Consider the following 19,188-nt stretch of genomic DNA (forward strand, 5'->3'; position numbering starts at 1 on the left):
ATGTACGCTTCGGCTTTTTGACAGGTAAAGAAAGGATGTAATTTGACCTTGCTGGTACGCTGATTAGCGTTATAAAGAGGAACTTCCGCTAAGGGGCGTGCATGTCCTGTGGCCCCGCGGAAGTCACCACATCCTGCGGAAGTACGTCCTGCATCCAAACGCGAAAGTCACCACATCCTGCGGCAGTACGTCCTGTGCACAACGCGAAAGTCACCGCGTCCTGCGGAAGTAAGGACCGGGCGCTTTTTGCCTGGTTTTTCTTATACGTCTGGCGCTTTAAGTCGATTCATCAGCTGTGTGCATGTTCAAGGGTGTTGAGATAATGAACCGCTTGTTCAGCGGTCTGACGGGCATTTTCTGTACAATCTGGAAGCCCGACCCCGTGAAGCATGGCACCACAAGCGAAGACGCCGTCAATGGTACTAAGCGCATTTTCAAACGCGTGAACGCGCTGTTTGTGATTGACGGTATATTGCGGCATGTTGTCGATTTGCCGCGTGACGATCGAGAACAACGGTGTACCGATTCGACTGATCGTTCGCAAATCAGCAAGGGCTGCTTGCGCTATAGCCGCATCGCTTTGGTGAACGAGTGCTTGGTCCTCAGGTGTGCCGACATAGGTACGTACGAATGCATAACCGTCCGGTGCCAGGTGCGGCCACTTTCGATCCATAAAGCTGCAGGCCGTGATGTGCAGCTGTTCTTTTCGCGAAACCACGTAGCCCGTGATATCCAAAGCTTCAACGTCTTCTTTTTTAAAAGCAAAGGCAACGGTTGCGGTTGAGGAACGTTTATCATTAGAAAGTGCCCATGCTTCTGGAAAATTGAGCAGTGGACCGAATTGTTTTGGAGAAGCAGCTAAAAGGATTGCATCGGCATTCAAAACGGTACCGTCGTCGAGCGTCACACGGCCAGAGTTAATTTGCGAAACCGATGTGTTCCGCCTGATCTCGTCCGCATAGTCCGCAAGCTTTTCGGTCAATGCACTCAGTCCGCCTGACAGTGAGACAAACGCACCCGTCTTTTTAGTGACCGCTTCTTTCTGTTTGGGTGGGCGCAGCGTTTTCATGCCAAGAATCAGGCTGCGGTGTTTCTTCTCAATGGAAGCAAACTGAGGCAGGGTCTCTTCCAAGCTCATATCGGAAAGGTCGCCGTTATAGATACCGGAAAGAAGCGGTTCAATCATGTTGGCGACCAGTTCTTTTCCAAGGCGCTTTTCAAAGAATGTGCGAACGGAAAGGTCTCGGTCTTGATAGACATGTGGAATCAGCAAATCCATTGCCGCACGCAGTTTGCCCCATGGACTGACAAGGCCGGTTGTCACCATTGGTAGCAGCTTTGTCGGCACACCCATGACCGCCCCTTTTGGCATTTGCCTCAGACGGTGATTCACATAAATCGAATAACCGCCGGATTTGGAATGGACAAGCTGATCGCCGAGGCCGATCGCTTTGATGAGGTCGGTCAGTCCCTTCTTGCGGGCCATATACCCTTCAGGACCGCATTCAATGGTAAACCCGTCTTTATAAATTGTTTTGACTTTTCCACCGATTCGATCGGCTGCTTCCAGTACCGTCACATGGACATCCGGTTTGTGACGTTTGATGTAAAAGGCTGCCGCGAGTCCTGAAATACCGGCACCGACAATGATTATCCTCTGTTTTGCTGTCATCCTGATCCTCCGCATACGTTTTTACGCATCATTCTATCTTCATTTTAACACGACTTATGAGAAGGGCCGTATAAAAAGCATTGACTGGATCCCCCCATAGCGATCAGCCGCAGCATCTAAATTTAAGTTTATAATTAGAAGGAAACGGGGATAAGCGCTCCGGCTCAAGCGAGCAACTGAAGTGCTTTAGCTCAATGGCGATGAATCAACCGCATAAAAGGTGAGGGGAATGGCGATGAAAAAATTAATTATGATGAACGGAACCATGGGCGTTGGAAAAAGCACCGTCTCCGAGCAGCTGACCAAACAGCTGAAGCCAAGCATCTACTTGGATGGAGATTGGTGCTGGAAGATGAATCCATGGGTGTTCAGTGAAGAGAATAAACGGATGGTGCTCGGTAATATTACGTATCTGTTGAATGCGTATCTTGCCAATTCCTGCTTCGACTACATTATTTTTTGTTGGGTTATGCATCAAGAACAGATCATTGAAGAAATTCTGAACCGCCTCCATGGCGACTATGAGCTCCATAAAATGACGCTGATGTGCAGAGAAGAGGTGCTGCGTGCGCATATCCTGCATGATGTGAAAAAAGGAATCCGTTCGATCGATTCAGTTGAAACCAGTATTGAGCGGCTGCCGCTCTATGAAAAGATGGACACAGTTAAAATTGATGTCAGTGAAATCAGTGCTAGGGAAGCGGCGATGCAGATTGCTCAGCGGATTAAGTGACAGCGCTTTGTCGCTTACGCGCGGATTGCGCCGATTTTTCGGTAAATAAACATTTGTTTAACACCGGTTATCCGAGTGCGACATCCAGCATCATCATGACGGAAAAACCGACCATGGTTGCTGCCGTTGCCAGATCGGTCGATCCTTCGCGTTGTGATTCGGGAATCAATTCTTCGATAACAACGAAAATCATGGCGCCGGCAGCAAAGGACAGGGCATAGGGCAGAATCGGCGTGACAAGAATGACGAGATAGGCACCGATGACCGCAAAGATCGGTTCGACAATTGCCGACATTTGTCCATACCAGAAGCTCTTTGTCCGGGAGAAGCCTTCACCGCGCAACGGGATAGAAACAGCAGCGCCTTCAGGAAAATTCTGAATGCCGATCCCGAAAGCGAGAACCATGGCGGCGATAAGCAATTCGTGTTGGCCGGCAACAACCGCACCAAAGGCAACACCAACCGCCGCACCTTCCGGAATATTGTGAATGGTAATCGATAACACGAGCAGAAAGGTTTTGCGCAGGTGTGTTTTTGGGCCTTCTTTATCGGTAACCGGCATACCAAGGTGCAGATGTGGTGTGACCCGGTCAACGAGGCGCAAGAAGGCACCTCCGAGCAGAAAGCCAACTAAAGCAGGAACAAAGGAGAGCTTGCCTAAGTGGGCACTCATCTCAATCGCCGGTGCAATCAGCGACCAGAAGCTGGCCGCAATCATGACGCCGGCTGCGAAGCCGAGCATCACATTCGCCATTTTTTTATCAAGATTTTTAAAGAAGAACACGAGCGCCGCACCTGCAGCGGTACAGCCCCAGGTAAACAATCCGGCCAACAGGGCGAGAAAAACGGGGTTCAATGTGGACAGTGTGCCAAGCAACAGGCAAAACCACCTTTTTCTTATTATTTTATCATAGAAAGCATGCGCTTATCGAGAAATGAGCCGATCCGATGAATGAAGATTACCGTGATTGATCGCGTCAATTGCTCCTAAATCGTTATTATTTCATTTCTGGTTCATTTTGATTAACGTTCTTCATTTTTCATCAGGCACAATACATTTGATACGCTCGGATCGCCCGCGGTCGCGCTCTGTTGATGCGAGCAACCTGAGTGTCGTTCGTGCACAGCATTGACGGTTCAAAACCGCGTCCTGTGAAAGTGAATAGACGGAAAAAGTTCTCTTAATTAGAAAATAAAATAAAAAATAGCTTAATAGACGGAGAGATTCCGCTTATCAACTTAAAAGACGTGAAAATGGGGAATTTTGCTTTGCATAAACGGAAAACCTCCCCTTATTATCCCCGAAACGCGCTCCATTCTGCAGATAACCGAAAAAACTCCGCTTATTTTACGAGATACTTAATGAAGGATCAGAATACTTAATGAAACGGAAGTGAGATGAAATGGAGATCGTTTTTATTCGCTCACAAATGGCCAAGAACCCCCTCATGCTCTGGCGCCTGCGGGATCGCGCGTTGTTGATGCGTGCCAGCAAGACCCCGCAGATTCCTGCCTGTCTGAGGAGGCTCTTGGACTGCCCGCGGCAAGCGAGCAATCGGAGCGTACACAAAAACCAGGATGGTTTGAGGACCAAGTACAGCTTGGTTTGTCTTACCAACAATACCCATTAATGTTTTCCAATGTTAACCATGTGAATATATAGCGCAAATATGAAGTTTGATGGCGTTTTTTGTAATCAGATTGTATCGGTGCTGTCAATAGGATGTTATTGGAATGCAACGTCCGGAGCCTATGATTAATGGTGTTGAAAAAGTTCATAAACACTGAGAAACAAAGAGATACTTTTAGAGCTCGCAATGGAGGTAGACAACTTATGAAAAAAAGCATCCTTTCCGTAGCACTAATCGGCGGGTTGACAGTTACAGGTCTCGGAACACATCAGGCACAAGCAGCTTCAGGAGCATCGGTTGTAAATGTAGCTGAACAGGGCGTTGGTTCATCTTATACATGGGGGCAAAATGACTGCTCCGGATTCACGCAACGCGTATTTTCAAAACTAGGCGTGCAGCTGCCGCATAGCTCGGCCGGCCAAGCGGGTTACGGCACAGCCGTCAGCCGTGGGGGTCTGCAGCCGGGTGATCTTGTCTTCTTCAATACGTCAGGCAGCGGCATTTCTCATGTTGGCATCTATGTCGGCAATAATCGGATGATCAGTGCGGAGACGGAGAAAACGGGGGTTCGCGAAACACAAATCTTTGGTGGAGGAGCCTCTAGCTATTGGGAGCCGCGTTTTGTGACTGCGCGAAGAGTTGTCGCCGGCCAATCCGTTTCGCAGCAGGCAGCAGAATCAACGCCCGCATCATCAACGGCGCCGGCGCCATCCGCTTCATCAGCGCCTGCACAATCAAGTTCAGATAAGGCAGCTTCTGCAGCTTCCGATTCAACGACTCACGTGTCTCAGCCTGCATCGGCTCAGCCAAGTGGTGCGAAGAATCAAACGAGTGATGATCAGAAGAGGACACCGGTCGCACAGCCGTCTTCCTCAGCGCAGCAGACGACCCAAACAGCCAAGAGCAGTGTTTCTAAAAAAACACCGTCGGCTCCATCCGCATCGGTGCGGCAGCCAAGTGCAAGTGCTTCTTCAGCTTCACAAGGAACAGTAAAAAATGGCAGTTACATCGTACGCGTCGGCGATACGCTTTGGGAAATCTCAAATCAAAACGGCATCTCCGTACAAAAGCTGCAACGTTTGAACGACCTATCCGACACGATGATCCATCCGGGACAGAAGCTCAACCTGCAGGATCCGCAGCAAACCTATACCGTTAAATCCGGTGATTCGCTTTGGGCCATTGCCGATAAGCATGACACAACCGTCAAACAGTTAATGACGGCAAATCATCTGGATTCGGATCTGATCTATCCGGAAGATCACCTGACGATCAAATAAGGAAAGCATTGGTGATATAGCCATCCTCCGAACAGAACAGGATTGAGGATTAAAGACCGGGCATTTTTTGCCCGGTCTTTTCATGTTTTCGGACGTTTTGCTGATTGACCGAAACAAGCGAAGCCGCTAAATGCTAGGCGAGCGCAACTTTTTTTATTAGATAAGGGGGGCAACCGTTTAAGATGCGCAAAAAGAATTACGATAAAAAAGTATTTTTTCATCATTCCCATTGATCCCGCGTGCAGAAAGTAATACGCTAGCTAAAGTATGTCGGTAAACCTTTTTGTCCTTGGGATGAAGAGGAGTGATCCGGCACGGACAACGTCACTCAACCAGTGATGCTTGAAACGAAGCATCAGATTGATACAAGAAAGGAACATTTTCGTGGTTGCCAATCATGCTGTACCTGTACGTACCAGAAGACAAAGTGAAAATCTGATTTACTTTGCCCTTTCAATTCTTTTTAATTCTTTAGGCAATGCATTGACCGTTGCGCTTAATCTTGGCAGTGCGCTGTGGACGGCTTCTGCAGTGAATTTTACTTTTATTACAGGCATTCCGCTTGCTGTCGTACTGTTTGCATTCGGTGTGGCTGTCATTATTGCCAATGCTGTGATTATCGGCAAACTGGACTGGCACCGCATCATAGGGAACGTCATCTTCATGGTTCCGTTCAGCTATTTAATCGGGATACTCAGTAATTACTTGATCTTGTGGGGGATAAACGATCTTCCGTTGATTGTCCGAGTGGTGATGGATTGTTTCGGTGTTTGCCTCATTTCACTTGCCATTTCGATCTATCAACGTGTGAATCTCATGCTTCATCCTGTTGATGACTTGATGCAGATCATCCGCTTTAAGTATTTTAAAGGGAGCGCGACAATTGCTCAGCTAGTGACCTTCATGCCGCCAATCCTCATCACCGTGATCTGCTGGATCATCGGTCAGCACCTGCTTGCGATAAATATCGGAACAATTTTCGCATTGCTGTTCCAAGGTTCACTTGTTGGCGTGTTTGATAAGATTGTTTTTCCTTCATTAAAACATCAGAATCTTGACCACGGCGAAACCAAGAATGACGATCGCGTGCATTCATGAGAAAACGCAAACGACCCTGAATCGGAAAAAGCTGTTTCACTAGTCAGTAGTGAAACAGTTTTTTTCAGGCTTGAATTTACACTTTAAGTGCAATTAAAAGGACTTAAACCGATCGAAGAAGTTGAGAAACACTTGCAACAGCATAATAGCTAGCTGAACCATTATTATAAAAAAAGAAATTCATCGTTTCTGGTAGAAGAAATCCCCGAATCGGAGGAGTAATCTTAATGGATACGGCATTGGATGAAGCACAGGAATTTGTAGAACAAGACCCATTTTTAATTCATGAGATTGCCACGTATTCGTTTGTTGAATTTATGCCGTTGATTATGCGCAGCATCCGAATCATTACGAGACGCAAGGCGGAAACAATACATCTGCGACGCTTTTCGTTGGTACATGTAAGGATGGCACCTATGACGATGTATCTGCAAGTCCTGAAAAAATATACACGAGAGTGCAGCTGCACAAAAAATGGAAGGTTCGTGATGGTAAACGATTTCTAAATGAAACGGTTGTTGGAATACTCCGAAAACACTTTTGGTTATAGCCGAATGGATGTATAATAACAGAAATCACACAAAAGGAGGGACGGTATGACTGACAAGGAAAGTGAATTTCACCAACTTTTTGAGGTGCTCACAGACACGAGAAAAATTATGTTGGATTTTAAGGGAAGCGTAGACAAGCGGTTTGACGCGATAGATCAACGCTTTGAATCAATGGACAAACGCTTTGAATCAATGGATCAACGCTTTGAATCAATGGACAAACGCTTTGAATCAATGGATCAACGCCTTGAATCAATGGATCAACGCTTTGAATCAATGGACAAACACTTTGAATCAATGGATCAACGCTTTGAATCAATGGACAAACGCTTTGAATCAATGGACAAACACTTTGAATCAATGGACAAACGTCTAAGTGAATTGAGTGACGGACAATCGATTATGAACCACCGGATCGGAAACTTGGAAACGGCTCAAATTGAAACGAATGTCCGCCTATCAAAGATTGAAGCCGCTCAAGATAAGACTACGAAAGCGTTCATGACTATTGTGGAATTATTTAATGAACATTCCAAGTAAGGATTTGTTATTTGCTTTTATCCATCATACTGGTGTTTTGTTGACTCCTCAAGAAAGATTACTTCACGTTAATTACTCCCGATGATCGCCCAACGAATCCAAGTAAAATAGATTCATTTCTCTTATTTTCAATGAATGAGGCGGGTCCATACACGTCTATGCCTGCCATATTATGCATCACCTATTAATGCTTAAAACTTGAAATACCAAAAACGACCTTCAAACCTTGTCCAATAAGAAAAATTGCTACTTTTAAACACAAAACTGTCAATTAAAATAAGTAAAAACACCAACATAGAGGGAATCCACCATATCAGTTCATACCACTTGTGAATAAAATTCATCTTTTCAATCCTGCTAATAATTAAAAAAATTATAACAAAAAGCATGGAAATGAAATAGTTTCGATTCTTGGTCATTTTCTGTGAAACATCAATGGTTTGGGAGCGTGAAAAAATCGTGAATACCTATGAGAATTGTCTTTTTAACGCCATTCGTTGAGGCTTTAGATTGAATTTACCCACCCTTGTCTTGCTGGAAAAGGGGCCGCTGCATGTATTTCGGGTGGGTGATCATAATAATCGTGGGAGGTGATCCGCTTTGGCAAAAGATGTACTGTGCGAAGTAAACAACTGCACGTTCTGGGATGAAGGAAACCACTGTTCCGCAAACGCGATTTATGTGGTGAGTCACAAAGGAAACCAAGCATCAAAAACCGAAGAAACCGACTGCAAAACGTTTAAACCGGAACACTCGAAAGTTCATCACTAATGGCATGTTGAATGAGGCGGGAGCGCGGATGCTCTCGCCTCATTCGTTTAACGGTTTATCCATATTGAACCACTTCATGCCGCCGTGCTCGGATGCGGCGATGCCTTGGTTGGTGTAGCCGTTCTTCTCGTAAAAAGGGATAAGAAATTGGCGGCAGGTAAGGGTCACCGTCAAGCGATCTTTTTCACGGGCTTTATCCTCCAATGCGCGCAGGAGCTGGGAGGCAATGCCTTTTCCTTGGCAATTCGGCGCGACGACAAGTCCGAGGATGCTCTGATAGCCGCCGCGATCCGGATTGGGTATGGTTTGTTCAAACAGGTCATCGGTAATATGCGGCATGGAAATGACCGGTCCGTTGACGTAGCCAATGATTTGATTCATTTCTTCAGCGACGAGGAACGTGTCGGGGATGGTTTCAATACGGGTGATGAATGCTTGCTTGGTTGCGGCTTCTTCCGGAGTAAAACCGCTGTTTTCCAGTTCGATGAGCTGCGCTAAATCTGATTTGCGGACTTTTCTGATCTTCATGACGTTTCTTGTCTCCTTTAGGTGTTTTCGGAAGTGCTGCATGCGCAAGGGCGATTGGCGAACCGTCACCAGGCATACGTTTAATGGCCGGATTCTTGACGAAAGAGATCAATAAATCGCTTTGCTTTTTTCGTTAAGTAGCTGTCTTTCAGCCAGATGATGCCAACCTCCGACCGAGCCGTGATATCCGGCAGCTCGAACATGTCGATGTCGGCGATGGAAAAGGCGGTCAGAACAGATTTCGGTAAAATCGTGACGCCGATTCCGGCTGTGACGAGTGCAATGGTTATCGATACACTGGAACATTCACAGATGATATTCGGTTTAAAGCCGAGGCGGAGGCATTCGTTTACGATTTTTTCATTGAGTTGAACCGTCTTATCGCTTTTTAGAGCGATCAGTGGTGTCGCTGCCAAATCTTTCAGACGAAAATGAGATTTGGCTTGCTGCCATTTTCGATTCTTAGGGACGATCATCACAAACGGATCGGACGGCAGATGCAACGTCTCGTATTTGGCGTGATCATCGTTTGATTCAAACGGCAGGCGTGTGACGACGAGTTCAATACTGCGGTCGGCCAAATAGTCGCCCAAAACAACATGGTCTCCTTCGAGAATTTTGAAGGTGACGTGCGGATAGCGGTCTCGAAAACAGGCGATTTTCTCAGGAAGAAGGGAGGCGCATGAAAAGACAGAACCGATATTGAGCCGTCCTTGAAGGCCCATGTCGATTTCTTTGACTTCTGTGATGGTGTCGTCCATTTGCCGAAGCATATCTTTTGCATGTTTCTGCAGGGTTTCGCCGGCTTCAGTCAGGCGCATCCGCTTGCCTTGTCGGTCAAACAAGGCGACGCCGAGCTCTTCTTCAATCAATTTCAGCTGCCTGCTGAGCGGTGGCTGTTCTATAGATAATTTTTTCGCGGCACGCGTAATTTGTCCTTCTTTGGCAATCGCCAAAAAGTAGCGGAGCTGTCTCAAGTCCATGTTCCTTCACCTTCTTATGTATACTTAAAAGGTATGTTAACGAGATAAAACAGATAGTTAATGTATGGTTAAACGAATGATATCATAAAAGAAACGAATCGAGAAGGGGGGACGCTGCATGGAAAAGCATCGCATCTTTGTAACGGTTAAGAACGAGCCGGGCATACTGGCAAAGGTATCGCAACTCTTTGGCCAATTCGGACTAAATATTGATGCCTTAACCGTTGACGCCAACAAAAAAGTATGCACCTCAAAAATGAAAATTACGCTGCAATCGGAACCACCGCTCATTGAGCACGTGATCCAGCAACTAAGCAGTCTTGCTGACGTGCTTCAAGTGAACGTTGCCCGACATGCTGCCCGCAGCAGCCTGAGTGCCGTTCTTTCAAAACGCGGAGTCGCTTTTTGGCTGGTGGCCTACAGCTTGTTTATCACGCTGCTCGGCACTAATATCCCATCACCGCTGCTGGCCTTGTATCGCGCCCAATGGCATTTATCCGTCGGCATGGTGACGTTGCTGTTTGCCAGTTACGCCATTGTGGTCATCCCGACGATCATTCTTTCCGGGCAACTGTCGGATCAAATCGGACGCAAAAAACTGCTGATCCCCGGCGTGTTCTTCACCGTTGTCGGTTCACTTCTTTTTGCCTTTTCCACAAATTTTGCGCTGCTGCTTGTGTCACGTATTTTTCAAGGGATTTCTGTTGGCATGCTGAACGGGGTGGCCGTTGCCGCTCTGACCGAACTCGATCCGAAACAAAACCGGATTAAAGCCGCATTTGTCGGCTCGATGGCCGTAACGATCGGCAACGCATTGGGTCCGGTTTTATCCGGGTTACTTGGCGAATATGCACCGCATCCAATGAAGCTTGCTTACTTTGTGCATATGTTCCTCGCCATTCCCGGTTTTCTCGGCCTTTTCTATATGCGTGAAAAAGTAAGGCGGCCGGAGGCGATTCGGATCCATCGTCCGGCGGTACCGCGTGAACTTTTCGGCCGTTTTTATCTCTCCGGCATCACTTCATTCATCGCTTGGTCGCTGATGAGCTTGATGCTGTCGATTATTCCCAGTTACACCGAACAGCTTGTCGGCAGCGCCAACCTGGCTGTTGCCGGCGCAATTGTTGCCCTTGTGCTCAGTGTGTCCACGATCAGTCAAATCGTCTTGAAAAATTTACCGCTTCAGCGCTTATCGCTTGTCGGTTTTGCAGTGACTCTGCTCGGTCTTGCTTCGCTCATTGTGACGCTTGAAACAAAATCGCTTGTCTTTCTCTTTTTAACGACACTGTTGATTGGTTTCGGCCATGGTCCGACCTTTGCCGGCAGCCTTGCGCTGACCAATCATATTTCCCCGGATGCTTCGCGCGGCGACATTATTGCTTCGTTTTACGTCGTCACGTATCTCGGCGTTAGCCTGCCGATCCTTGGCCTCGGATTTGCCGCGCGTTGGGTCGGCTTGAACAATGCCGTATTCATTTATAGCGCACTCATGATGGTTCTGATCTTAATCAGCATGTACTTCTGGATCATCGATGCCCGTAAAGCACGTAGCGTCAACTGAGTATTAATAAAAAACGGTCGCCCCGCTCAATCATGAGCGGACGACCGTTTGCTTTAGGTGCGCCGGTGTTTGCGAACGGCGAAATAGCGGAGCATTAAGGAAAGAAAAAGGTAGCTCAGAATCACAAAGGAGAGATAGTTGATCCAAAAGCGGTGCAATTGAATGAGATGCATCGCCGCCAATCCTTGCTGGATCCCCATAACAATCAGAATGGTGAAGGCCAGCATAAAGAAAAGCTGAATGTAGCGTTTCAAAGTGAATCCTCCTTTTTGGATACGTAGCGGCATGTCCTGACCGATCGCTCTGCAGGCCACCTGTTTTGCTTCCGGCAAGGTGGTTACCCCGAATGTATCCGTACATACCGCTTCGGCAAGCCGGTGCATGCCGGCTGCCTGAAGTGGCCGATCCATCGTAAGAAACGTTTGATCCGTGATGCCACTGAACCGGTTGACGTTCTTGCTGGTGTAGCAGCTGGTCAAGAGTACATAGCTTTTTCCACGATAATCACCAGGGATGGGTTCCCCTTTTTTCGTGAAGCGGACGAGCTGAGGACGGAAGCAGTCAAGAAAATGCTTCATCAACCCGGATACGTCGCCCCAGTAAGTGGGTGAAGCGAGCACGAGACCATCTGCCTGCTTGAGCTGCGCGTCCAGCTGTGCCATGGCGTCACGTGCCTCAGAATCTTCCGGATTCATGCTTAACCGATAGTCATTTAAATCGATTGTATCGATGCGGCAGCCGCGCTGGCGTGCACCGTCGAGAACAGCATCCAGCATTTGCGCGGTCACGCCGTTGCGATTCTCTGTACCGAGAATGCCGATTATTGTTGGTGTCATGATTGTTCAGGTGCTTCTTTCTCGTCAAGATAATGCAGCAAAACGCGCGCATGGTTGCAGTTGGGATCCTTCGCCGCATAAAGCAGCGTCACATTTTGCGTGCGGTTCCAGTCAAGCAGCTGGCGCACGGCCTGCTGTTTCTCCGCATCCTCAGACAATTCGCGCCGGTATGCTTGCGCAAATGCTGCAAAGCGCTCCGGTTTGTGATTGAACTGTGTGCGAAGCTCGGGACTTGGCGCGACATTTTTCATCCACTCATCGAGCTGCGCCTTGGCTTTCGATACACCTCTTGGCCACAAACGGTCGATGAGAACGCGCAAACCATCGTCATCCTGAACGGATTCATAGATTCGTTTAATTTTTCGTTTCACATGCATCACCTGTAGGGTCAAAAGGGTTTGTCTGATACAAGTATCGATTCTGTAGGACATCCTTCATAGGCATCCTCTAAATCTATTAATAATTCTTCAGGAACCGGCTGGATCCCTTTATTTCCGTCAATGATTGAAAAAGCGAGCCCTTGATCATCGTAGTTGAAGATGTCCGGAGCAGCCATCTCACACGCACCGCAGGAAATGCAGGTATCCTTATCGACACGTGTGTATTGATGTTGTTTTTCTTCCAAAGCAGTCACTTCCTTGTTCTTGATGCGAATTAGCAGCCGCCTACCGGACCGGCGGCGGATTTCACGAGTACCACATCACTGTCTTCTTCGGCACTGAGCGAATGGAGCTCTTGCGCGTTCAAATGGACAAGCTTGCCCGGTACCAGATGTTCCGATTGTCCGGAAGCGGTGAAGACGATTGCGCCGCGAACGGGGATGACCGTTACGGCTGCGTCACCGCCATGGTGTTCGGGAATGCTTTGGCCTTTTTTCAAGGAGAGGTGCATCACGGTCTGGTATTCATCATGATACAGTCGTTCTTTTAAAGCGGAATGAGTTTCACATGTAAGCAGTTGCACTGAAAACGCCCCTTTATCATTAAATGGATGGTTTATTGTTTAATTGAGAATTTGTATCACCTATACTATATAATAATGTTGGCAAACGAAACATGATCGAGATCAAGTTTGTGTGAATGGAGAGCAAATGACCGCAGTGCGGCGGATTCGTTTTGCGGTTAAAGTGCTGGCAAGGCGAGGGAGCCAGGTCGCGCGTTTGGCGCATGCCGGCGGGTCAATGATAAAAGGGGGGGACATTGATGTCTGTTTTAAAAGCAACCGGTTGGTTTCAGAATTTTACCGATGAGCAGCTGAGGGAGATCGCGTCATTTGGACGGATAAAACGGATTGCGGATAAAAAACTGCTCTTTGTTCAAGGGGAACCATTAACCGATTACTTTTTTGTTGTCGATGGTCTGGTCCATGCGTACCATCAGAATAAAGAAGGAAAAAGGTGGATCGCCAGCCTGTTTGCAAGCGGCGATTTGTTCCCGCATGTCGGTTTGGCGGATGATGAAAGTCATTATCCGGCTAATGGCGGAACGATTACGCCATGCCTGCTGCTCGTCATCAGTCGGACGAACATGCAAAAATTGATGCTTCGTTACCCCGTGCTTGAACGTCGCCTGACCGAATTTCTCGCAAAGAAAAGCCGGGAACTGATGAATCGCTATGCCGATTCGGTGCTTGAACCAGCACTGAATCAGCTTTTGTCCCTACTGAAACGTCTGGCAAGCACCTCAGGAACGCCGGCTTCCAGCGGCTGGACCTTGATCCGTCATGCGATGACCGAGCAGGATATGGCCGGATATCTCGGCGTAACGCCTGAAACCGTCAGCCGTCTGCTCAATCGGCTGTATCGTGAAAAACGCGCCAAATCAGCCGGACGCGGCAAAATTTACATTGATTTGGAGCGATGCTGATTAACAGGGCGTTAACTTTTGCGGAATTCGCTTTAACTTTGAGTAGATTCGCTTTAAGAATTGGGCGATTCGCTTTAACTATGGCGGATTTCGCTTTAACCTCGGGATGGTCGTCTTTTTCGTCCCGAATAAATGCGTCATTTTTTCATGAAGTGCTTGCCATTATTCCAGAACAGCGCCTATAATCAAGGAGTTGCACGTTTGGCAGAGTTCGAAACCCTCCTCTGCCTTACCAAAAAAACTACGGGAGTGATAACCATGAACGCACCGCAACATGTATCAACTCAATCATCTGTTTTTATCCCCTTTAAGCTGATCGTTCTGGCGATGGTGTTTGTCACCTGCTTGATCGCAGCCAATCTTGTGGCCGCAAAGCTTTTCTCTGTTGGCGGCCTTTCCATGACCTCGGGTATTATCATCTATCCGCTGACTTTTCTCGTGCTTGACAGTATTACCGAATGTTGGGGCAAATCGATTGCTCAGAAAATCGTCTGGATCGGGTTGCTCGCCAATTTGCTTTTTATTGTTTTGCTGCAGGCAGCGATTCATCTTCCACCGGCGCCATTTTGGAAAAATGAGGCAGCTTTTTCTGAGATTCTCGGTGCAATGCCGCGCACCGTCATTGCCTCGCTGTGCGGCTACAGCATTTCGCAAACGCTGGATATTGCCATTTTTACCGGACTGAAAAAGCGCACGCAGGGCAAAATGCTCTGGCTGCGCAGTTTATTAAGTACAGCAATCAGCCAGCTGGCCGACTCGACCGTTTTTATGTTTGTCGGGTTTACCGGCATTCTGCCCGTTACCGCGATTCTGTCAACGATCGGTAGCGAATACGTGCTTAAATTCGGTTACGCGGTTGTTGGCGTACCGCTGATTTACCTCATTGTTCACTGGATTCGCAGCAGAGCAGCTCATACGGATTATGGGCTTAGCAAAGAATGAAAGGGGACGATCCCATGGACCGATCCAAGGAAGATTTAACCCTGCTTGGCAATAAAGGGACAAAATACAGCTTTGACTATGATCCGGGATTGCTGGAAACCTTCCAGAATGCGCACCCGGATCGGGACTACTTTGTAAAATTTAATTTTCCGGAATTCACCAGTCTCTGCCCAATTACCCATCAGCCGGATTTCGCAACGCTTCATATCAGCTATGTTCCGGCAGTACGGATGGTGGAAAGCAAGTCGCTGAAACTGTATCTGTTCAGTTTCCGCAATCACGGCGATTTCCATGAAGACTGTATGAATAAAATTGCCGATGACCTGATCCACCTCATGGATCCGAAATATCTCGAAGTCTGGGGGAAATTTACGCCACGCGGCGGCATCAGCATTGACCCGTATGTCAACTATGGCAAGCCGGGCACGCGCTGGGAACAGGTCGCCTTTGAGCGGCTGAGCCGCCATGATATGTATCCGGAAAAAATTGATAACCGATAAAAAGGAGGCATCCGGCGATGAAAAAAAGAGCGGTTGTTGTTTTAAGCGGCGGTCTCGACAGCACCACCTGTATGGGCGTCGCCAAAGACCAAGGTTACGAGCTCTGGCCGATGACGTTCAGCTATGGGCAGCGTCACGATCGAGAAGTGGAACAGGCGCGAAAGATTGCCGACTATTTTCAAGTCAACACGCATCGCATTGTTAATCTGGACTTTTTCAAGCAGCTGGGCGGCAGTGCATTAACCGATCAACAGCTGGATGTGCCGCAAAATGAAGAAAATCCGGGCATCCCGATTACTTACGTGCCGGCGCGCAACATGATTTTTCTGGCGCTGGCTTCTGCATATGCCGAAGTGATTGGTGCATCGGCTGTGTTCACCGGTGTTTCGTCGGTCGACTACAGCGGCTATCCCGACTGTCGGCCGGAATTTATTGAAAGTATGGCCAAAACCGTCAATCTGGCTACACGTGCCGGCGTCACCGAACACAAAATTTCTATTGAAACACCACTGATGCACTTGACGAAAGCGGAAACCATTCGCCTTGGCACGCGGCTGCACGTCCCTTATGAACGGACGACCTCGTGCTATAATGGTGGCGATAAAGCATGCGGAACCTGCGACAGCTGCCGGCTGCGCATTAAAGGGTTTCAAGAAGCCGGTCTCGTCGATCCGATTGACTATGCGATTCCGATCGATTGGTCGCGTGCCTAACGCTTCGATAAAACTGCCTCGCGCGTCATATTGGCGCTGGGGCAGTTTTTTTAGAAAAAATTTTTAAAAATCTTTACATTTCGGCATCTGCCTTGTCTGTATTGATCAAATCTATACGGCTCCAACCCGCATGCTAGCTTGCGGAAAAAGAGAATTCGAAAAGAATGGTTCAGGCCGCATGTTCATCAATCGACTATGCTACAATGAAAAAAATAGTAGAGGAGCGTGCCCCGATGAACCAAGCGTTACTTGTTATTGATGCTCAGCAAGCGCTGATTGACGGCGATGCCGGCGAACCCGGCGTTGGCAATAAAGAAATCCTGCTTCAAAAGATTAATGCAGTGATCGAAAAAGCCGTTCAAGAGAATGTGAACATCGTCTTTGTTCGTGACACAAGTGTTGCCGGAGGAGAGGGACCAGGCTTCGAGGTGCATCCGGCGATCCGTAGACCGGAAGGCGCAGCCTTTTTCAAAAAGAGCGCGACAAGCGCTTTTTATCACACATCGTTATTGGACTACCTCAAAGAACGCGCCATCGAGCATCTTGTGATAGCCGGTTGTCAGACTGAATATTGTATTGATACCGCCGTTCGGATGGCAACGGTCAACGGCTTTGATGTTACCTTGGTCGGCGACGCCCATGGAACTGCGGACACCCCGGTTTTGTCGGCAGAACAGATCGTGAAACATCATAATCAAACGTTGAATGGCTATGACAACGATGACCATTTTTCGCTCGTCCGGAATTCGGATGAAGCACTCTTTCAGCCGATTCATGAGCGTTACCGATGATCTCACGTTTTGTTCAATTTAGACGATTAAGCGCGATTGCTGCAGACCTCTTCCAAAATGCTGGGAGAGGTTTGTTTTTAAACGATGAAAAACGGCGCTTCGCGGGATGAATGATGCAGAATGATTGGTTCGGGGGTCAGGAACATCTAGATCTTCCCGAAAACGAAAAAACCAATGATCTTTGAAAAATTGGAGAAAATAAGGAGGCACAAACAGGTGCTGATTTTGAGCATGCGGACAGAGGCGCAACCTGTTCTGGAGCAGATCGTGTAGAAACAGCGGTAAACAGAAGCGCCTGCGCCACGGAAATAACCGCCTGCCAAGGAGGGATGTTATGCAATTCATAGAATCAGAACGTAAGAAGGCAATTGATGAGAAGCTTCAAACGGTAAGTCAAAAGATTGCTGCGCTGTGGGCGGTACAATGCGCGGAACATGTTATTTGCTATTTTGATCAGGAACGTCCGAAAGACAATCGCCCGAGAAAAGCAGTGGATGCGGCACGAGCGTGGGCACGCGGACGCATTAGCATCGCTGACGCACGAAAAACAGCCTTTGCTGCGCATGCCGCCGCCCGCGCAGCCAAAAGCGACGCGGCTATTGCCGCCGCTCGATCTGCCGGGCAAGCGGCAGCTACCGCACATATGACAGGGCACGCAATCCATGCATCGACCTATGCGGCCAAAAGCGTCTTCCATGCGACTGACGGTGATCTGAAAGCGGTGGATCAGGAGCGCATGTGGCAGTATGACCGGCTGTGCGAGCTTGCGCTTTTTATAAAAGATGACTGATTTGCGCGATGGCCATTGCTTAAAAGAAGCAAGCAGGTCCTTCACTAGCGCGGGTGTCTCAAATGAGAACATAAAAAAATGAGTCTGGAAAGGGAACTCCAAACTCTGGATTAAGCAATCAAGTAAATCCAAGTGTGATCGAACCGCAAAAATCACTCACAAAGAAAGGCCAAAACGCTGGCCGTTATAACTGGGATGAGTGCTCATCTATCGATGATTCATTCTTGCTGCACGTCCTTATCCAAGTCATGATCGCGAGTCTGCCATTCATCCACCTGCAGAATCATCCCCTCAATACTGAAACAATCCCTGCGCTTTCAACGTTTCCATCATTTTTTGTTTGTTTTCCGATTGGGTTCCTGTGACAGCTTTTGCGATCTGATTTGTAAACGTATCGACGCGGCGGTTGGCATCGCGCAGATCATAGTACTGATTGACGACATGATCATAGTCCTTTAATTGCTCAAGCGGCTGCTCCATTGAATGGTATTCATTTTCAAAATATACGGTTTCTTTTGGCAGGCGCGGCTTCAGCTGCGGCGCTTGGTTCGGATAGCCGGTGGCAACGCCGAACGCCGGAAAGGTCAGTTTTGGCAGTTTTAATAAATCAACCACCGCTTGAGGATCGTTTAAGATACTGCCAAGATAAACGGCGCCCAGCCCCAGACTTTCTGCTGCAGTTACGAGGTTCTGCGCAGCGATGACCGTATCACTGAATGCACGGAAGAAAAAGTCGGTCGAACCGAGTACATCGGACGGCTGCTCCTTCGCCTTGGCAATCGCGGCATTGCGATGCAAGTCAATAACAAGGACAAACAGGCCGTCAGCTTCGGCGATATAGTGCTGATTGCCAATCTCGGCTAGCGCCTGTTTCTTTGCCGGATCGGTGACGCGGATCATCGAGTATTGTTGGAAAAAGTTGCTCGTTGATGCATGCTGCGCAGCGCGAACCATCAGATCAATCTGTTCTTCAGGAATCTTCTGATCGGTAAAACTGCGTATGCTGCGGTGGTTTAAAAGAGTTCTAATTGTTTCATTCATGCCAGCAGATACTCCTTTTCATAAATAGATCTTGTCTAACCGTTACCTTGATTATAGCATGGAGGGGAAAAGGGAAGAATCACTAATAAAACTGACTGATAAACTGCCCAAACTGGCTGATAAAATTCGCAAACTGACTGATAAACTGCCCAAACTGGCTGATAAAATTCGCAAACTGACTGATAAACTGCCTAAACTGGCTGATAAAATTCGCAAACTGCCTGATAAACCGCCCAAACTGGTTGATAAAATTCGCAAACTGCCTGATAAACCGCTCAAACTGCCTGATAAACCGTTCAACTGGAAAATTTCATCATCTGTCAGGTCATGAGGAAAATACTTCGAAAATTTAGTACAATAGT

Annotated in this window: 23 protein-coding genes; 14 read left to right on the top strand and 9 right to left on the bottom strand. The window is 47.8% G+C overall.

The window, feature by feature from the left end; genetic code table 11:
• Positions 1-289: 289 nt before the first annotated feature.
• Complete coding sequence (hemG, locus tag K7399_RS14900) at positions 290-1,672, bottom strand: protoporphyrinogen oxidase (protein ID WP_128165982.1); 1,383 nt, start codon at positions 1,670-1,672, stop codon at positions 290-292.
• Positions 1,673-1,907: 235 nt separating this feature from the next.
• Here hemG and K7399_RS14905 point away from each other — a divergent pair, with 235 nt between their 5' ends.
• Entirely contained in the window at positions 1,908-2,405 is a 498-nt protein-coding gene (locus tag K7399_RS14905) for an AAA family ATPase (RefSeq protein WP_128165983.1), read from the top strand.
• A gap of 67 nt (positions 2,406-2,472) precedes the next feature.
• On the opposite strand, the gene K7399_RS14910 is transcribed toward K7399_RS14905, so the two are convergent.
• Complete coding sequence (locus K7399_RS14910; RefSeq protein WP_010026009.1) at positions 2,473-3,282, bottom strand: ZIP family metal transporter; 810 nt, start codon at positions 3,280-3,282, stop codon at positions 2,473-2,475.
• A 957-nt stretch (positions 3,283-4,239) separates the two neighbouring features.
• Here K7399_RS14910 and K7399_RS14915 point away from each other — a divergent pair.
• The 5 genes from K7399_RS14915 to K7399_RS14935 all read left to right on the top strand — a co-directional run bounded on the left by K7399_RS14915 (position 4,240) and on the right by K7399_RS14935 (position 8,276).
• Positions 4,240-5,316 carry a C40 family peptidase gene (locus K7399_RS14915; protein WP_028976942.1) on the top strand — a complete coding sequence of 359 codons (1,077 nt, stop codon included), beginning with the start codon at positions 4,240-4,242 and terminating at the stop codon, positions 5,314-5,316.
• A gap of 384 nt (positions 5,317-5,700) precedes the next feature.
• Positions 5,701-6,414 (top strand): YczE/YyaS/YitT family protein, encoded by a 714-nt coding sequence (locus K7399_RS14920; protein WP_010027557.1) that lies wholly within the window; start codon positions 5,701-5,703, stop codon positions 6,412-6,414.
• A gap of 227 nt (positions 6,415-6,641) precedes the next feature.
• Positions 6,642-6,920 (top strand): hypothetical protein, encoded by a 279-nt coding sequence (locus K7399_RS14925; RefSeq protein WP_028976943.1) that lies wholly within the window; start codon positions 6,642-6,644, stop codon positions 6,918-6,920.
• A gap of 90 nt (positions 6,921-7,010) precedes the next feature.
• Entirely contained in the window at positions 7,011-7,505 is a 495-nt protein-coding gene (locus K7399_RS14930) for a hypothetical protein (protein ID WP_051577908.1), read from the top strand.
• Positions 7,506-8,105: 600 nt separating this feature from the next.
• Positions 8,106-8,276, top strand: coding sequence for a DUF1540 domain-containing protein (locus tag K7399_RS14935; protein WP_010027073.1), 171 nt, complete (start codon positions 8,106-8,108; stop codon positions 8,274-8,276).
• Between the two features lie 39 nt (positions 8,277-8,315).
• Here the strand turns inward: K7399_RS14935 and K7399_RS14940 are convergent, their stop codons facing one another.
• Both K7399_RS14940 and K7399_RS14945 read right to left on the bottom strand, forming a co-directional pair.
• Positions 8,316-8,804 carry a GNAT family N-acetyltransferase gene (locus tag K7399_RS14940; RefSeq protein ID WP_010027072.1) on the bottom strand — a complete coding sequence of 163 codons (489 nt, stop codon included), beginning with the start codon at positions 8,802-8,804 and terminating at the stop codon, positions 8,316-8,318.
• Between the two features lie 80 nt (positions 8,805-8,884).
• A complete protein-coding gene (locus K7399_RS14945) occupies positions 8,885-9,787 on the bottom strand; it encodes a LysR family transcriptional regulator (RefSeq protein WP_010027071.1) in 903 nt (300 codons plus the stop codon).
• 118 nt (positions 9,788-9,905) lie between these two features.
• Here K7399_RS14945 and K7399_RS14950 point away from each other — a divergent pair, with 118 nt between their 5' ends.
• Positions 9,906-11,348 (top strand): MFS transporter, encoded by a 1,443-nt coding sequence (locus tag K7399_RS14950; protein ID WP_010027070.1) that lies wholly within the window; start codon positions 9,906-9,908, stop codon positions 11,346-11,348.
• 53 nt (positions 11,349-11,401) lie between these two features.
• Here the strand turns inward: K7399_RS14950 and K7399_RS14955 are convergent, their stop codons facing one another.
• Genes K7399_RS14955 through K7399_RS14970 form a run of 4 tightly spaced genes read right to left on the bottom strand, consistent with a single transcriptional unit; the run spans position 11,402 to position 13,147 of the window.
• Entirely contained in the window at positions 11,402-12,184 is a 783-nt protein-coding gene (locus K7399_RS14955) for a flavodoxin family protein (protein WP_037563323.1), read from the bottom strand.
• Positions 12,181-12,561 carry a DUF488 domain-containing protein gene (locus K7399_RS14960; RefSeq protein ID WP_028976945.1) on the bottom strand — a complete coding sequence of 127 codons (381 nt, stop codon included), beginning with the start codon at positions 12,559-12,561 and terminating at the stop codon, positions 12,181-12,183. The genes K7399_RS14955 and K7399_RS14960 overlap by 4 nt, the downstream gene beginning before the upstream one ends.
• An 11-nt stretch (positions 12,562-12,572) precedes the next feature.
• On the bottom strand, positions 12,573-12,809 hold the full coding sequence (locus K7399_RS14965) for a ferredoxin (protein ID WP_010027065.1): 237 nt from the start codon (positions 12,807-12,809) through the stop codon (positions 12,573-12,575).
• Between the two features lie 29 nt (positions 12,810-12,838).
• On the bottom strand, positions 12,839-13,147 hold the full coding sequence (locus K7399_RS14970) for a cupin domain-containing protein (protein WP_010027064.1): 309 nt from the start codon (positions 13,145-13,147) through the stop codon (positions 12,839-12,841).
• A 239-nt stretch (positions 13,148-13,386) separates the two neighbouring features.
• Here K7399_RS14970 and K7399_RS14975 point away from each other — a divergent pair, with 239 nt between their 5' ends.
• The 6 genes from K7399_RS14975 to K7399_RS15000 all read left to right on the top strand — a co-directional run bounded on the left by K7399_RS14975 (position 13,387) and on the right by K7399_RS15000 (position 17,785).
• The gene (locus K7399_RS14975) at positions 13,387-14,049 is read left to right on the top strand and encodes a Crp/Fnr family transcriptional regulator (protein ID WP_037563326.1); all 663 of its coding nucleotides are present in this window, start codon (positions 13,387-13,389) and stop codon (positions 14,047-14,049) included.
• 258 nt (positions 14,050-14,307) lie between these two features.
• Positions 14,308-14,991 (top strand): queuosine precursor transporter, encoded by a 684-nt coding sequence (locus K7399_RS14980; protein WP_010027062.1) that lies wholly within the window; start codon positions 14,308-14,310, stop codon positions 14,989-14,991.
• A gap of 14 nt (positions 14,992-15,005) precedes the next feature.
• Positions 15,006-15,491, top strand: coding sequence for a preQ(1) synthase (queF, locus tag K7399_RS14985; RefSeq protein WP_028976947.1), 486 nt, complete (start codon positions 15,006-15,008; stop codon positions 15,489-15,491).
• A gap of 17 nt (positions 15,492-15,508) precedes the next feature.
• On the top strand, positions 15,509-16,204 hold the full coding sequence (gene queC, locus K7399_RS14990; protein ID WP_028976948.1) for a 7-cyano-7-deazaguanine synthase QueC: 696 nt from the start codon (positions 15,509-15,511) through the stop codon (positions 16,202-16,204).
• Positions 16,205-16,437: 233 nt separating this feature from the next.
• Positions 16,438-16,995, top strand: a complete 558-nt coding sequence (locus K7399_RS14995) for a cysteine hydrolase family protein (RefSeq protein WP_028976949.1) — start codon at positions 16,438-16,440, stop codon at positions 16,993-16,995.
• A gap of 334 nt (positions 16,996-17,329) precedes the next feature.
• Positions 17,330-17,785: a putative immunity protein gene (locus K7399_RS15000; protein ID WP_128165985.1), complete on the top strand. Its 456-nt coding sequence runs from the start codon at positions 17,330-17,332 to the stop codon at positions 17,783-17,785.
• A gap of 291 nt (positions 17,786-18,076) precedes the next feature.
• Here K7399_RS15000 and K7399_RS15005 read toward each other — a convergent pair whose 3' ends face one another.
• Complete coding sequence (locus K7399_RS15005; RefSeq protein ID WP_028976951.1) at positions 18,077-18,826, bottom strand: NADPH-dependent oxidoreductase; 750 nt, start codon at positions 18,824-18,826, stop codon at positions 18,077-18,079.
• A 58-nt stretch (positions 18,827-18,884) separates the two neighbouring features.
• Between K7399_RS15005 and K7399_RS15010 the strand changes: the two genes are divergently transcribed.
• A complete protein-coding gene (locus tag K7399_RS15010; protein ID WP_028976952.1) occupies positions 18,885-19,157 on the top strand; it encodes a hypothetical protein in 273 nt (90 codons plus the stop codon).
• The last annotated feature ends 31 nt before the right edge of the window (positions 19,158-19,188 follow it).

Origin of the sequence: Sporolactobacillus terrae, from assembly GCF_019930545.1 — a bacterium.
Classification (GTDB): domain Bacteria; phylum Bacillota; class Bacilli; order Bacillales; family Sporolactobacillaceae; genus Sporolactobacillus; species Sporolactobacillus terrae.

Excerpts from the sequence above, each read along its gene's own strand:
- hemG (WP_128165982.1), bottom strand. The coding sequence starts at position 1,672 with ATGACAGCAAAACAGAGGATAATCATTGTCGGTGCCGGTATTTCAGGA.
- K7399_RS14905 (WP_128165983.1), top strand. The coding sequence starts at position 1,908 with ATGAAAAAATTAATTATGATGAACGGAACCATGGGCGTTGGAAAAAGC.
- K7399_RS14915 (WP_028976942.1), top strand. The coding sequence starts at position 4,240 with ATGAAAAAAAGCATCCTTTCCGTAGCACTAATCGGCGGGTTGACAGTT.
- K7399_RS14925 (WP_028976943.1), top strand. The coding sequence starts at position 6,642 with ATGGATACGGCATTGGATGAAGCACAGGAATTTGTAGAACAAGACCCA.
- K7399_RS14930 (WP_051577908.1), top strand. The coding sequence starts at position 7,011 with ATGACTGACAAGGAAAGTGAATTTCACCAACTTTTTGAGGTGCTCACA.
- K7399_RS14940 (WP_010027072.1), bottom strand. The coding sequence starts at position 8,804 with ATGAAGATCAGAAAAGTCCGCAAATCAGATTTAGCGCAGCTCATCGAA.
- K7399_RS14945 (WP_010027071.1), bottom strand. The coding sequence starts at position 9,787 with ATGGACTTGAGACAGCTCCGCTACTTTTTGGCGATTGCCAAAGAAGGA.
- K7399_RS14950 (WP_010027070.1), top strand. The coding sequence starts at position 9,906 with ATGGAAAAGCATCGCATCTTTGTAACGGTTAAGAACGAGCCGGGCATA.
- K7399_RS14955 (WP_037563323.1), bottom strand. The coding sequence starts at position 12,184 with ATGACACCAACAATAATCGGCATTCTCGGTACAGAGAATCGCAACGGC.
- K7399_RS14960 (WP_028976945.1), bottom strand. The coding sequence starts at position 12,561 with ATGCATGTGAAACGAAAAATTAAACGAATCTATGAATCCGTTCAGGAT.
- K7399_RS14975 (WP_037563326.1), top strand. The coding sequence starts at position 13,387 with ATGTCTGTTTTAAAAGCAACCGGTTGGTTTCAGAATTTTACCGATGAG.
- K7399_RS14980 (WP_010027062.1), top strand. The coding sequence starts at position 14,308 with ATGAACGCACCGCAACATGTATCAACTCAATCATCTGTTTTTATCCCC.
- queF (WP_028976947.1), top strand. The coding sequence starts at position 15,006 with ATGGACCGATCCAAGGAAGATTTAACCCTGCTTGGCAATAAAGGGACA.
- queC (WP_028976948.1), top strand. The coding sequence starts at position 15,509 with ATGAAAAAAAGAGCGGTTGTTGTTTTAAGCGGCGGTCTCGACAGCACC.
- K7399_RS14995 (WP_028976949.1), top strand. The coding sequence starts at position 16,438 with ATGAACCAAGCGTTACTTGTTATTGATGCTCAGCAAGCGCTGATTGAC.
- K7399_RS15000 (WP_128165985.1), top strand. The coding sequence starts at position 17,330 with ATGCAATTCATAGAATCAGAACGTAAGAAGGCAATTGATGAGAAGCTT.
- K7399_RS15005 (WP_028976951.1), bottom strand. The coding sequence starts at position 18,826 with ATGAATGAAACAATTAGAACTCTTTTAAACCACCGCAGCATACGCAGT.
- K7399_RS15010 (WP_028976952.1), top strand. The coding sequence starts at position 18,885 with ATGGAGGGGAAAAGGGAAGAATCACTAATAAAACTGACTGATAAACTG.